Origin of the sequence: Mycolicibacterium xanthum (assembly GCF_019710635.1) — a bacterium.
GTDB lineage: Bacteria > Actinomycetota > Actinomycetes > Mycobacteriales > Mycobacteriaceae > Mycobacterium > Mycobacterium xanthum.
In genome coordinates, this window is record NZ_JAIFZS010000001.1 from 349,570 (window position 1) to 361,462 (window position 11,893).

Below are 11,893 nucleotides of genomic sequence, written 5' to 3' on the forward strand. Positions count from 1 at the left end.
GACGCTACTCGCACGTTACAGATCTTACAAGGAGTGTTGCGATGTAACTTTTGCGCCTATGATTCCAGCGCATGTCCTCCGACAGCGCTGTGGCCTGGCGTGAATTGCTTTCCGCCTTCGCCGAATTCGACGCCCAGTTCCTCGAGGGTCCGAAGGCGGTCCGGGGGCAGACGGCCGTCGCCGAGGGTTATCAGAACCTCGCCACCATGCTCGCGCTGTCGCTGGACATGCATTTCTTCGCCGATCCGGTCGCGCCCCGCTTCATCGACACGTTGACCCCGTTCCGCCCCGACCGGCGGTGGGGCGGCGACAACACCGACTGCTACTACGGCTACGCGGCGGTCGACCCGCGGCGGACCTACCGGGTCAGCGGACGTCCCAACGACAGCGCCATGTACTCGGTCACGGTGTACAACGAGCCCGCGCCCGGGGCCTGGCCCAACCGCACCGTCGGGCTGCTCTACGACACCGACATGACGCTCGACGACGACGGCAGGTTCTCCTGCGTGCTCGGCCCGCAGCGGCCGGCGAACTACGATGGGCCGTTCATCGAGCTCTCACCCGATGCGCGCGGCGTCCTCACCCGCGATTACCATCTGCATCCGGACTCCGGCGCGCGGGTCGAGTGGGACATCGAGGTCATCGACCACGCCGGTCTGCCCGTGCTGCCGGCGAAATCGGACGCCGACGTGGCCCGGGGCCTGCGTGCGGCGATGCGGTTCGCCCAGGACATGTATGCGCTGATTCCGCTGATCCTGATGGAACGCCGGCCGGTGGAGCTGGCCGACGGGCAGTCGTTGTCGCTCAACACGCTCGCGCCGCCCTACCGGGCGGGCGGGGCCACGCACGGATACTCGATGCAGGACGCCTGCTACTGCCTCGGCGGCTTCGCGCTGGAGCCCGGGGAGGCGCTGGTGATCACGTCGACCCACCCCGAGTGCCGGTTCTGGAACCTGACGCTGTGGAACCAGTACATGGCCGCGCTGGACGTCGAGTACGGCCGTGCCGGCCTCAATTCGGGCACCGCGGTGCCCAATTCGGACGGGTCGGTCACGATCGTGGTCGCCACGGAACTGCTCGACCATCCCAACGCGATCTCGACCAAGGGACATCCCGAAGGGCTGATGTCGTTCCGCTGGTTCCACGCCGAGGATCTGCCCGAACATCCGCAGACCCGGGTGGTGCCGGTTGCCGATGCCCCGGTGGCGGTCAGCTGACGGCGCCGGCCGTCACGGGCCCGATCCACTGTCGCAGATAGTGGCGCAGCGCGGCCGGGCTGCGTGGCGGGTCGGACGGGGCGATGACCATCGACTGGATCATCCGGAGTAGGTATTCGACCAGGTCGTCCATCCGCTTTCCGGTGAAAGATATTGCCGCCCAGTCGATGTGGGTGTGCTCCAGCATGGTCCGCGAGCGCGCGACGGCAGCGGGCATGACCATCTGCCGGCTCACCAGCCGCGTCCGGTCGGTTTCCAGCAGCAGGGCCAGCAAGGGCTCGTCCGGAAGCTTCTCGATCAGGTAGGCGACGGCTTCGACGAGCAGGTCGGTCGCATCGTGCAGGTTGCGGGTCAGCTGGCCGATCCGCGCGGTCCAATGGTCGAGCGCGATCTGTGCGGCGGCGGCCAGCAGTTCCTCGGTCGAGCCGAAGTGCCGGTAGACGGTCGGGCGGGCGATGCCCAGATCGGCGGCGACCTCCGAGAGCGTGGTCAGCCGAGGACCGCGACGCTCGATGCTCGCCAAAGCGGCATCGACGATACGTTTACGGGCCTCGGCGTCGTCGGCCGGGGGCGCGCCCCGCCACCCCCTACGGCCCACGATGGGCGCCTGCGGGGAGCCGGGGACCGGGCTGCATATCAGCACCCTACCGGTGCCGATGTGTGCCGCTGACCGAAATCGGTTCAGCCGTCGCCGGACTCGTCGTGGCTCGCCGGGGCGTGGTGCTTGACGCGCGCGGCGTGGCGCAGCTGGGCCAGAAAGTCGTCGTTGTCGTCACTGCGGACCAGATACTGCGAGATCGCCACTCGGACCGCCGTCGCGGCCGACAGCTCGGCGTCGGGACCGCTGCAGAACCGGCCGAGCCGCTCCCGGACCAGCGGCAGCACCTCGGCCATCCGCTTGATCACCTCGTCGGGCTCGACGTCGACCATGCGCAGCCCGGGGTAGGAGAGCTGCTGCTCGACGATGACCTGCAGCGCGGCGTCCAGGCGCTGGTCCGGCGGCAGGTTCGCGGTGGCCTCGGCGATGGCCTTTTCGTAGTACTGCCGTTCCCAGACCACGAACACGTCGAGCAACTCCCGCTTGTCGGCGAAATAGCGGTAGAGCGTCGGCCGAGACACCCCGGCCTGCTGGGCCACTTCCGACAGCGACAGTTTCGCCGTTCCGTTGCGGCCCAGCACCTCCGCGGTCGCCTCGAGGATCCGTTGGCGCGTCGAGCCGTCCGCGTCGGCCTCCTGAGGCCCGACCCGGGTGCCCGGCGACGACTGCTGCATCCACATAGCTTTACAAATTTTTGTCTGAGTGTCACGCTAACCCGGTGACTGCCCCGTCGTTGCACGAGCGCGAGCACAGCGCTGTCGACCTCACCTCACACGATTTCTGGAGCCGCCCGTTTGCCTTGCGCGACGAGACTTTCGCGCGGTTGCGGGCCGGCGACGGGCTGACCTGGCACGCGCCGTTCCCGTCGCTGTTCCCGATGGAAGAAGCCGGTTTCTGGGCGGTGACCCGGCGCGCCGACATCGCTTTCGTCAGCCAACACCCCGAGGCGTTCACCTCCGAGCGGGGCGTGGCGCTGGACCCGATGCCCGCCGAGGTGCAGCGGTTCGCGTCGTTCTTCCTGACGATGGACCCGCCGCAGCACTCGACCTACCGGCGGCTGATCAGCTCGGCGTTCACCCCGCGCAACGTGCGCCGGATCGAGGAGCAGATCCAGCGCAGCGCGGTGGCGATCGTCGACGATCTCGTCGGCGCGGGCGACATCGACTTCGTGGCCGACTGTTCGGGGCGGCTGCCGATGCTGACGATCATGGAGATGCTCGGTGTGCCCGCCGCCGATCAGCCCGCGGTGGCGAAGGCGGCCGAGAAGCTCTTCTCGATGAGCGACGACGAGTACAGCTCGCTCGAAGAACGGGCCGCCAACACCATGACCGAGATCATGCTGTTGTCCAGCACCGGCGCGGATCTGGCGAAGTTCCGGCGCGACCACCCCGGTGACGACCTGATGACCAGCATGGTCAATGCCGAGGTGGACGGGCAGCGGCTCACCGACGAGGAGATCGGCGCGTTCCTGATCCTGTTGTCCTCGGCGGGTAACGACACCACCAAGCAGACCACCACACACGCGATGATGGCCCTGGTCGAACATCCCGAGCAGCGCGCCTGGCTGACAGCCGATTTCGAGGGGCGGATCGGTCCGGCCGTCGAGGAGTTAGTCCGGTGGTCCTCGCCGGTGCTGCAATTCGCGCGCTTTGCCACCCAGGACACCGAGATCAACGGTCAGCCGGTGTCCGAGGGGGACAAGGTCGGCCTGTTCTACTGCTCGGCCAACCGCGACGAGACGGTGTTCGGGCATCCGCAGGCGTTCGACGTGAGCCGTTCGCCCAACCCGCACCTGGGGTTCGGCGGCGGCGGGCCGCATTTCTGCCTGGGTAACCAACTCGCCAAGGCCGAGCTGCGAAACCTGTTCCGCGAGCTGCTCACCCGGCTGCGGACCGTCGAACTCGGCGAACCCGACCTGCTGTACAGCAGCTTCGTGCACGGCGTGAAGCGGCTGCCCGCCCACGTCCGGTAGACCCGTCAGGATCGGAGCTCACATGAAGGTCGAAGTCGATCTGTCCAAGTGCACCGGGCACGGCATCTGCGAGTCCATCGCCGAGGACGTGTTCGAGGTTCAAGACGACGGCACGGTGGTGATCCACGACCCCGAACGCCCGGAGTCCGACCGCGAGCGGATGCAGCGGGCCGTCACCCAGTGCCCGGCGGCCGCGCTGCGGCTCGTCGACTGAGCAATGCCCGCGGGCGTGCGCTCCGGGTGGTCGCGGCGCGCGGTCCCCGACCCGGGTAGCACCTTGGCGGCGGGTCAGTTCTTCGGGGGGCGGGGGCGGATCAGCACCGACTGCTGGATGGCGCCGACCGGCCCGGCCTCGTCGAACAGCGTTCCCAGCGTCGTCCCGATCCCGTCCGGGCCGTAATTCGTCTCGGCCCGGATGCCGGTCCACTCGCCCACGGGCAGCCGGTGCAGATGCACCACCAGATCGGTGTTGAGGAACGTGTAGCGGCGGATGTCGAGCTTGCTGCCGATCCCGTTGGCGTCGTCGGCCACCGCGAACAGCCGCTCCAGCGGCGTCATCTGCTCGCCCTTGACCAGGTCCACCTCCGGCCTGATCCACGACTCGCCCGGCCCGTCGCTCATCGGCTTGGTCAGCCACCGCCAATCCAGGCTGTGCACGTAGTTGCGGTCCCAGTTCTTCTTCATGTCGCGGCCGCGCGCCTCGGCGAGTGGGCGCAGCGGCTCGGCGGTGGCGTGCACGATGTCGGCGGTGTCGAGGGTCTGCAGCCGCCACCCGCTGGCCCGGGCCACCGCACGGCGCTGCCCGTCCGGGCCGGCCGCCAGCATCTCGGCGCTGACCAGTTCGATCTGGGTGCCCGCGCGCTCGCGTTGCGCGCGCACCCACAGATCGCCCTCCGCGGGCACCGGGCCGAGCAGGTCGATCAGCACCCGGCTCAGCCGGGTGTCGTCGCGCGGTTCGCAGCGTTGCAGGGCGCGCACCAGCAGCGCGGACACCGGGGCAGCGTGCTGGATGGCCGCCGACCACGTGCTGCGCACTAGATCGGTGGCGGCGAACCGTTCGCCGTGCGCGTCGTCGGCGTCGACGGGCACGTAGTAGGAATCGGATATGCAGGAATCCGACATTGGTGTCCTCTCAGCTGTGGCCGGCGGCGGGCACGTCGACGGTGATGGCTTCCAGGCGTGACAGTTTCGTGCCCCGCAGGCGTTCCGGGTAGGCGTCGGCGGACGACAGCACGAACAGCGTCCGGCCCTCGGGTCCGCCGAGCGTGCAGGCGATGGCGGCGCGGCCGTCGATGTCGATGCGGTCGGAAACGGTGAACCGCCCGTCGCCGTCGGCCACGATGCGCTCGAACTGGTGGGCCAGCGTCATCGCCGTCCACACCCCGCCCTCGGCGTCCAGGCAGATGCCGTCCGGCGGTCCGTCCAGGCCCTCGGCGAAAAGCCTTCGCCCGCCGAGTCGCCCGTCCTCGTCGATGTCGAACGCGGTCAGCCGCCGTCCCGTCGATTCGGCGACGATCAGGGTCTGTCCGTCCGGCGTGATCGCCATGCCGTTGGGGAAGTCCAGCCCGGTGGCCACCACGGTGGCCCGCCGGTCGGGCTCGGCGTCGGGGTCGATGCGCACGATCACCCCGTCGGTGCGGGCCTGCGACCCCACGTACGCGCAGCCGTGCCGGTCGATCACCATGTCGCCCAGTGCTGCGGGAACCAGCGCCGAGACATCGGCGACCACGCTGACGGACTCACCGTCGTAGCGCAGCACCTGCCGGCGTTCGGTGGAGACGATCAGCAGCGAGCCGTCGGGCCGGAAACCCAGCCCGGAGGGTGCGTGACCGGCCAGGCGCAGCGTGCTGATTTGTCCGCCGAGCGTGACCGTGTGCACGGCCTCGCCGAGCATGTCGGAGAACCACACCAGGCCCTCGAACCAGCGGGGGCCTTCGCCGAAGCAGAAGCCATTGGCCAGCGGAGTGCGAGTCATCGGGCGACGACCGGTCGGACGCCCGGATTCCTGTGCGCGGTGACTTTACAAAACACGCGACAAGTGTCACGCTCGCTGGGTGCAGCTGTCAACCACCTGCCACCGTTGTGCACCCGCCGGTGAGGGGACGTGTCCGATCGTGAGCCTGACGTGAACATGAAGAAGTATCACAGCCACACCCTGCTCTACCTGCACGAGACCATCGATCTCGGATCGGCCCGCAGCGAGCAGTTCGTCGCGGAGTTCAGCGGCGTCTACCACCCGATGATGAGCGACCTCGGCGCCCGGCTGTTCGCCCTGTGGGAGACCACCCCGTACAACGGGCACTGGCCGCAGGTGACGATCATCTGGGAGATCGACGCCTTCGCCGACTACGCGCGCATCGGCCGCGCCCAGGCCGCCGGCGGCAGCCACTCCGCGGCCGCGGGGAAGTGGTCGACATTCCTGCAGCAGATCGGGGCCCGGGGCGAGGGCCGGATCATGTACGCCGGACGCAGCAACAAGACGCTGGCTCAGCTGCAGGCCGAGGACTTCAAGGCGGGCCTGGTGATCCAGGAGATCATGCAGACCAAGCCGGGACGCCAGGACGACTACATCCGCGAGCTCGAACGCCTCTACGTGCCGTGGTCGGAGTCCACCGGAAAGCGCTGGCTGGGTTCGTTCATCACCACCTTCCGATTCAACGAGGTGATCCACTACTGGGCGCTGGAGGGCGACTGGGACTGCTTCGAGAACCACTACCCGTCGTGGAAGGATTCTCCACCGGCCGAGATCGTCACCTGGATGAGCGTCGCGCCCGCCCTGCGTGACGGCTGGGAGGACTCGATCCTGGCCGCACTGCCACCCTCGCCGCTGCGGTGATCGTCATGCCGACCGACTTCACCTACGATCCGTTCGACCCCGCGGTGATGGCCGACCCGCTGCCGTTCTACCGGGTGCTCCGTGACGAGTACCCGGTGTACTACCTGGAGAAGTGGGACACCTTCGCGCTGTCCCGCTTCGCCGACATCTGGAATGTGCTGGAGATCAACGACGGAACGTTCGTCGCGTCGGAGGGGACGCTGCCCGCCGCGGCGGTGCTGGCCCGCCACAACGACGGTCCGGTACCCGACCCGCCGCTGCACCCGTTGCCGTTCCACGCCAACTTCGACGCCCCGATCTACGACGACGTCCGTCGCTGCACCGCGGCGCCGTTCCGGCCCAGATCCGTCAACGCGCTGGCCGACCGGATCCGCACGCTGGCCAACGAGCGCCTCGACGAGCTGCTGCCCCGCGGCGGTTTCGACCTGACCCAGGAGTACGGCGGTATCGTCGCCGCCTCGGTGGTCTGCGAACTCGTCGGCCTGCCAACCGATCTGGCCGCCGACGTGCTGGCCACCGTCAATGCCGGCAGCCTGGCCGAACCGGGCAGCGGCGTCGAGGTGGCCAACGCCCGGCCGGGCTACCTGGACTACCTCGTCCCGGTCGTGCAGCGCCGGCGCGGGGGCGCGGATCGGGGCGAACTGCCGATCGTCGACAACCTGCTGGCCTACCGGCTGCCCGACGGTTCGGCGCTGTCCGACATGGAGGCCGCCGTCCAGATGCTCGGCGTGTTCATCGGCGGGACCGAGACGGTGCCCAAGATCGTCGCCCACGGCCTGTGGGAGCTCTCGCGCCACCCCGACCAGCTGGCCGCGGTGCGCGCCGACCTGTCGGCCAACGTGCCGGTCGCGCGCGAGGAGATGATCCGGTTCTGCGCGCCCGCCCAGTGGTTCGCGCGCACCCTGCGCAGGCCGTTCACCATGCACGACAAAACGATCCAGCCGGGACAGCGGATCATCTCGCTGCTCGCGTCGGCGAACCGGGACGAACGCGAATACCCCGAACCGGACCGGTTCATCTGGGACCGGCCGATCGAGCGGCTGCTGGCCTTCGGCCGGGGACAGCACTTCTGCCTGGGTGCGCATCTGGCCCGGCTGGAGATCGCGATCATGGTCACCGAGTGGCTCAAACGGGTACCGGACTTCCAGGTCGACACCGCCGCCGCGGCCAGGCCGCCGTCCAGCTTCCAGTGGGGCTGGAACCGGCTGCCCGTGGAAGTTCCGGCGGTCCCGGAAGTCCGGGTGGAGGCCTGACGTGTGGTCCTACCGGCTGGTCGCCCCGTTCACCTTCGAGAAGGTCGACGTCCTACCGCGCTCACCCGAGTCGCTGGGCGACGGCCAGGTACTGCTGCGATTCCTCGCCGCCGGCATCTGCGGCAGCGACCTGCCCGGATTCCGTGGCGCACAGGGCCGATTGCCCGGCGACACCGGTCGCTGCGCCGCCGAGAAGAACGGCTTCCCGATCCACGAGATCGTCGGTGAGGTGATCGCCAGCGGCCACCCCGCTCATCGCGCCGGTGACCGGGTGGTGGGCTGGGCGTCGGGTTTCGACGGCCTGATGGAACAGGTGGTCGCCGACGGCGACGGGCTGGCGCCCTACGACGCCGGGCTCACCCCGGCACAGGCGGTCGGGCTGCAGCCGCTCGCGTGTGTGCTCTACGCGGTCGAGCAGCTGCCCGAGCTGGCCGGCCGCCATGTCGCGGTACTCGGCCAGGGTTCGATCGGGTTGCTGTTCTCCTACGTCGCCAAGGCCGCGGGCGCCGCCCACGTCACCGGGGTGGACCCGGTGGACCGCGCCGACATCGGTCCCGCGTTCGGGGTCGACACCGTCGTGCGGGCGACCAGTGACCGCTGGGTGCGCCACCTCACCCCGGAAGCCAAGCCCGACATCGTGATCGAGGCGGTGGGCCATCAGGTCGCGACCCTGTCCCACGCGGTCGAAGCGGCCGCGTTCGGCGGGACGGTGTTCTACTTCGGGGTGCCCGACGACGACGCCTACCCGATCAGCATGCGGACCATGCTGCGCAACAACCTGACCCTGAAGTCCGGTGTGACGCTGGACCGCCGGCGCGTCCTCGAGAAGGCCGACGTGTTCGCCCGCGAGCATCCCGGCCTGCTGTCGCGCTACCTCACGCACACCTTCGGCGTCGACGAGTCGCAGGCCGCCTTCGAGCTGGCCTGCCGCCCGGTGCCCGATCGGGTCAAGATCGCGATCGCGGGCTGAGATGACGACGACGAGCAGGCTGCAGGACGCGCTGGCCACCAGGGCGCAGGTGTGGGGCGGCTGGGTGGTGGGCCCGACGGTGCTGGGTCCCGAGGAGTTCGCCCAGGCCGGTTACGGCTACGTCGGATTCGATGTGCAGCACGGCTATCTCAGCGACGCCGACGTGGCGCTGATGCTGCGTCGCCTCGAGCACGTCGACATCGGCACGGTGGTGCGGTTGCCCGGTGCCGATACCGCCGCCATCGGGCGGGTGCTGGACGCCGGGGCCGACGGTGTCGTCATCGCGATGGTCGAGTCGGCCGAACAGGCGGCGGCCGCGGTGGCCGCCACCCGGTACGCCCCGCGCGGGGTGCGCAGTTTCGGACCGCTGCGGGCGAGCCTGGGTGTCGATCCGGGCGCTCTGGAGGCGCGCACGTCGGTGTTCGCGATGATCGAGACCGCCCGGGGCCTGACTGCGCTCGACGACATCTGCGCGGTCGACGGCCTGACGGGGATCTACGTCGGGCCGGCGGACCTGGCGATCTCCCTCGGGTACCGGCCCACCGATGGGTTCTCCGAGCCGACGGTCCGCGACGCGATCCTGCGGATCCACCACACCGCCACGGCGGCCGGCCTGGTCGCCGGAATCCACGCAGGAGCCGGAAAGTTCGGAAACATGATGGCGCAGGAGGGCTTCCAGATGATCACCCTGGCATCGGAGTCGCAGGCCCTGCGCCGGGGGGCCGCCGCGCACCTCGCCGAGGCCGTCGGCGCGGACCCCGGAGATACCCCGGCCGCAGGGGGATACCGGTGAACGCCGCCCCGGCCCGGGTCGCGCTGGTCACCGGTGCCGCCCGCGGGCAGGGCGCCGCGATCGCGTCCCGGCTGCTCGCCGACGGATACCTGGTCGCGGCCTGCGACCGGCTCGCCGACGACCTCACCGAGACCGTCGCCACATTCGGCAGCGATCGGGCGATGGCGGTGCCACTCGACGTCACCTCGCCCGAGGACTGGGCACAAGCGGTGGACACCGTGGTGGAGCGGTTCGGCGGGCTGTCCACGCTGGTGAACAACGCCGGCGTGCTACACCGCGCATCGCTGGCCGACGAGACGCCCGCCGGGTTCGAGGGCAGCTGGCGGGTCAACTGCCTGGGCCCGTTCCTGGGCATCCAGGCCGCCCTGCCGCACCTGCGCACCGCGGAGGGAGCGGCGGTGGTCAACACCTGCAGCACCGGGGCGATCCGGGCATTCCCCAACCACATCGCCTACGGCTCGTCGAAGTGGGCGCTGCGCGGGTTGACCCAGATCGCCGCGGTGGAGCTGGCGCCGGCGGGTATTCGCGTCAACGCGGTGTTCCCCGGACCGGTCGAGACGCCGATGCTCGACACGGCGACGCAGACCCGGCTCGCCGCCCACGCATTGATGGGCCGCATCGGCAAGCCCGTGGAGATCGCCGATGCGGTCGCGTTCCTGGTCTCCGAGCACGCATCGTTCATCACCGGATCAGAGCTCATCGTCGACGGTGGGCAGTCCCTGCAGATTGGATGACAACCAATATGGCGAAGACGCTCTCAGTGGGCATCATCGGGGCCGGCCCGGGCGGGCTGGCGCTGGGAATCTTTTTGCGCAAGGCCGGATTCGACGACTTCACCATCTTCGACCGGGAGGACGGCGTCGGGGGAACCTGGCGGATCAACACCTACCCGGGCCTGGCCTGCGACGTGAAGTCCCACCTGTACTCCTACTCCTTCGACCTCAACTCGGACTGGTCGCGGCTGTGGCCCGAACAGCCGGAGATCCTCGACTACTTCGAACGGTGCGCCCAGCGCTACCAACTGGCGGGCAACCTGCGGCTCAACACCGAGATCGTCTCCGCCCGATGGCAGCCGGACACCAAGACGTGGCTGGTGCGGACCGCCGACGGGGACGAGTACACCTTCGACATCGTGGTGTCGGCGGTCGGCGTGTTCACCCAGCCGGTGATGCCCGACCTGGCCGAGGAGGAGCCGTTCACCGGCACCGTCATGCACACGGCGAGCTGGGACCATTCGGTGGATCTGGCCGGCGCGCGGGTGGCGGTACTGGGCACCGGATCGACGGCATCGCAGCTCGTTCCCGAGGTGGCGAAGGTTGCGGCCAAGGTCTACTCGGTGCAGCGCTCGCCCACCTGGGTGCTGCCGAAGCCGGATCGCCCGTACACCGACCGCGAGAAATGGATGTTCGCCCACATCCCGCTGGCCAAGCGGATCTACCGCACCCGGCTGTGGCTGCGCAGCGAGTCGAACATCTCGGTGATCGAGAACGGCAGCGACAAGACCCAGGAGTTCAAACAGATCGCGTTGCGCTCACTGGAAGCCACGATTTCCGATGAGGAACTGCGCCGCGCTCTGACCCCGGAGCATCCCCTCGGATGCAAGCGGCTGGTGTTCGCGACGGACTATCTGCAGACGCTCAACCAGCCGCATGTCGAGGTGGTTTCCAGCGCGGCCCGCACCCTGCGGTCGCGGTCACTGGTCACCGAGGACGGCACCGAACTGGACGTCGACGCGGTGCTGTGCGCAACCGGCTACGCAGCCGCCGACTACCTGGGACAGATCGAGGTGGTCGGCGCGGAAGGCGTTGCCTTGACTGATGTCTGGCGGGACGGAGCGTATGCCTATCTCGGCATGGCGGTGCCCGGGTTCCCGAACTTCTTCATGCTCTACGGGCCGAACACCAACGTCGGTTCCAACAGCGTCATCTTCATGTTGGAGGCCCAGGCGCACTACATCGTGCGGGCGCTGAAGTACATGCGCCGCAAGAACAAGCCGTATATCGAGGTGCGTTCCGACGTGACGAGCCGGTTCCTGGCCCGGGTCGACAAGTGGATGGAGGGCACGGTCTGGCTGACCCGGTGCAGCAACTACTTCCGGGCCGCCAACGGCCGGGTGGTCACCCAGTGGCCGCGCAGCGCACGCGATTTCTGGGGTATGACGCGCTGGTTCCGGTCGGGCGACTACACCTTCGACCCGCCCGCGGTGCGACAACCGATCGAGGTGGGTGCCCAGACCGCGGTGAAACGGTAGCGT

At 69.1% G+C, this 11,893-nt stretch carries 13 protein-coding genes; 9 read left to right on the forward strand and 4 right to left on the reverse strand.

The window, feature by feature from the left end; translation table 11 throughout:
- Window positions 1-71 precede the first annotated feature (71 nt).
- On the forward strand, window positions 72-1,217 hold the full coding sequence (locus JDV09_RS01570) for a DUF1214 domain-containing protein (protein WP_221367332.1): 1,146 nt from the start codon (window positions 72-74) through the stop codon (window positions 1,215-1,217).
- Here JDV09_RS01570 and JDV09_RS01575 read toward each other — a convergent pair.
- Window positions 1,210-1,815, reverse strand: a complete 606-nt coding sequence (locus tag JDV09_RS01575; RefSeq protein ID WP_221367333.1) for a TetR/AcrR family transcriptional regulator — start codon at window positions 1,813-1,815, stop codon at window positions 1,210-1,212. The genes JDV09_RS01570 and JDV09_RS01575 overlap by 8 nt on opposite strands.
- Before the next feature lie 83 nt (window positions 1,816-1,898).
- Complete coding sequence (locus JDV09_RS01580) at window positions 1,899-2,489, reverse strand: TetR/AcrR family transcriptional regulator (RefSeq protein ID WP_221367334.1); 591 nt, start codon at window positions 2,487-2,489, stop codon at window positions 1,899-1,901.
- 44 nt (window positions 2,490-2,533) lie between these two features.
- Here JDV09_RS01580 and JDV09_RS01585 point away from each other — a divergent pair, with 44 nt between their 5' ends.
- Both JDV09_RS01585 and JDV09_RS01590 read left to right on the forward strand, forming a co-directional pair.
- Window positions 2,534-3,787 (forward strand): cytochrome P450, encoded by a 1,254-nt coding sequence (locus tag JDV09_RS01585; protein ID WP_221367335.1) that lies wholly within the window; start codon window positions 2,534-2,536, stop codon window positions 3,785-3,787.
- A gap of 22 nt (window positions 3,788-3,809) precedes the next feature.
- Window positions 3,810-4,001, forward strand: a complete 192-nt coding sequence (locus JDV09_RS01590; protein WP_221367336.1) for a ferredoxin — start codon at window positions 3,810-3,812, stop codon at window positions 3,999-4,001.
- A 74-nt stretch (window positions 4,002-4,075) separates the two neighbouring features.
- On the opposite strand, the gene JDV09_RS01595 is transcribed toward JDV09_RS01590, so the two are convergent.
- Together JDV09_RS01595 and JDV09_RS01600 are read right to left on the reverse strand one after the other, a co-directional pair.
- Window positions 4,076-4,894: a thioesterase family protein gene (locus JDV09_RS01595; RefSeq protein WP_221367478.1), complete on the reverse strand. Its 819-nt coding sequence runs from the start codon at window positions 4,892-4,894 to the stop codon at window positions 4,076-4,078.
- A gap of 25 nt (window positions 4,895-4,919) precedes the next feature.
- On the reverse strand, window positions 4,920-5,762 hold the full coding sequence (locus tag JDV09_RS01600) for an SMP-30/gluconolactonase/LRE family protein (protein WP_221367337.1): 843 nt from the start codon (window positions 5,760-5,762) through the stop codon (window positions 4,920-4,922).
- 156 nt (window positions 5,763-5,918) lie between these two features.
- Between JDV09_RS01600 and JDV09_RS01605 the strand changes: the two genes are divergently transcribed.
- Genes JDV09_RS01605 through JDV09_RS01630 form a run of 6 tightly spaced genes read left to right on the forward strand, consistent with a single transcriptional unit; the run spans window position 5,919 to window position 11,890 of the window.
- Window positions 5,919-6,623 carry an NIPSNAP family protein gene (locus JDV09_RS01605; RefSeq protein ID WP_221367479.1) on the forward strand — a complete coding sequence of 235 codons (705 nt, stop codon included), beginning with the start codon at window positions 5,919-5,921 and terminating at the stop codon, window positions 6,621-6,623.
- 5 nt (window positions 6,624-6,628) lie between these two features.
- Window positions 6,629-7,876, forward strand: coding sequence for a cytochrome P450 (locus JDV09_RS01610; protein ID WP_221367338.1), 1,248 nt, complete (start codon window positions 6,629-6,631; stop codon window positions 7,874-7,876).
- Window position 7,877: 1 nt separating this feature from the next.
- Window positions 7,878-8,846 (forward strand): zinc-binding dehydrogenase, encoded by a 969-nt coding sequence (locus tag JDV09_RS01615; protein WP_221367339.1) that lies wholly within the window; start codon window positions 7,878-7,880, stop codon window positions 8,844-8,846.
- 1 nt (window position 8,847) lies between these two features.
- Window positions 8,848-9,639, forward strand: a complete 792-nt coding sequence (locus JDV09_RS01620) for an HpcH/HpaI aldolase family protein (RefSeq protein WP_221367340.1) — start codon at window positions 8,848-8,850, stop codon at window positions 9,637-9,639.
- Window positions 9,636-10,373 carry an SDR family NAD(P)-dependent oxidoreductase gene (locus JDV09_RS01625; protein WP_221367341.1) on the forward strand — a complete coding sequence of 246 codons (738 nt, stop codon included), beginning with the start codon at window positions 9,636-9,638 and terminating at the stop codon, window positions 10,371-10,373. The genes JDV09_RS01620 and JDV09_RS01625 overlap by 4 nt, the downstream gene beginning before the upstream one ends.
- An 8-nt stretch (window positions 10,374-10,381) precedes the next feature.
- Complete coding sequence (locus JDV09_RS01630; protein ID WP_221367480.1) at window positions 10,382-11,890, forward strand: flavin-containing monooxygenase; 1,509 nt, start codon at window positions 10,382-10,384, stop codon at window positions 11,888-11,890.
- Window positions 11,891-11,893: the final 3 nt, after the last annotated feature.

What these genes read in the sequence shown, in the direction of transcription:
- JDV09_RS01570 (WP_221367332.1), top strand. Translation starts at nt 72, where the DNA reads ATGTCCTCCGACAGCGCTGTGGCCTGGCGTGAATTGCTTTCCGCCTTC.
- JDV09_RS01580 (WP_221367334.1), bottom strand. Translation starts at nt 2,489, where the DNA reads ATGCAGCAGTCGTCGCCGGGCACCCGGGTCGGGCCTCAGGAGGCCGAC.
- JDV09_RS01590 (WP_221367336.1), top strand. Translation starts at nt 3,810, where the DNA reads ATGAAGGTCGAAGTCGATCTGTCCAAGTGCACCGGGCACGGCATCTGC.
- JDV09_RS01600 (WP_221367337.1), bottom strand. Translation starts at nt 5,762, where the DNA reads ATGACTCGCACTCCGCTGGCCAATGGCTTCTGCTTCGGCGAAGGCCCC.
- JDV09_RS01605 (WP_221367479.1), top strand. Translation starts at nt 5,919, where the DNA reads ATGAAGAAGTATCACAGCCACACCCTGCTCTACCTGCACGAGACCATC.
- JDV09_RS01610 (WP_221367338.1), top strand. Translation starts at nt 6,629, where the DNA reads ATGCCGACCGACTTCACCTACGATCCGTTCGACCCCGCGGTGATGGCC.
- JDV09_RS01620 (WP_221367340.1), top strand. Translation starts at nt 8,848, where the DNA reads ATGACGACGACGAGCAGGCTGCAGGACGCGCTGGCCACCAGGGCGCAG.
- JDV09_RS01630 (WP_221367480.1), top strand. Translation starts at nt 10,382, where the DNA reads ATGGCGAAGACGCTCTCAGTGGGCATCATCGGGGCCGGCCCGGGCGGG.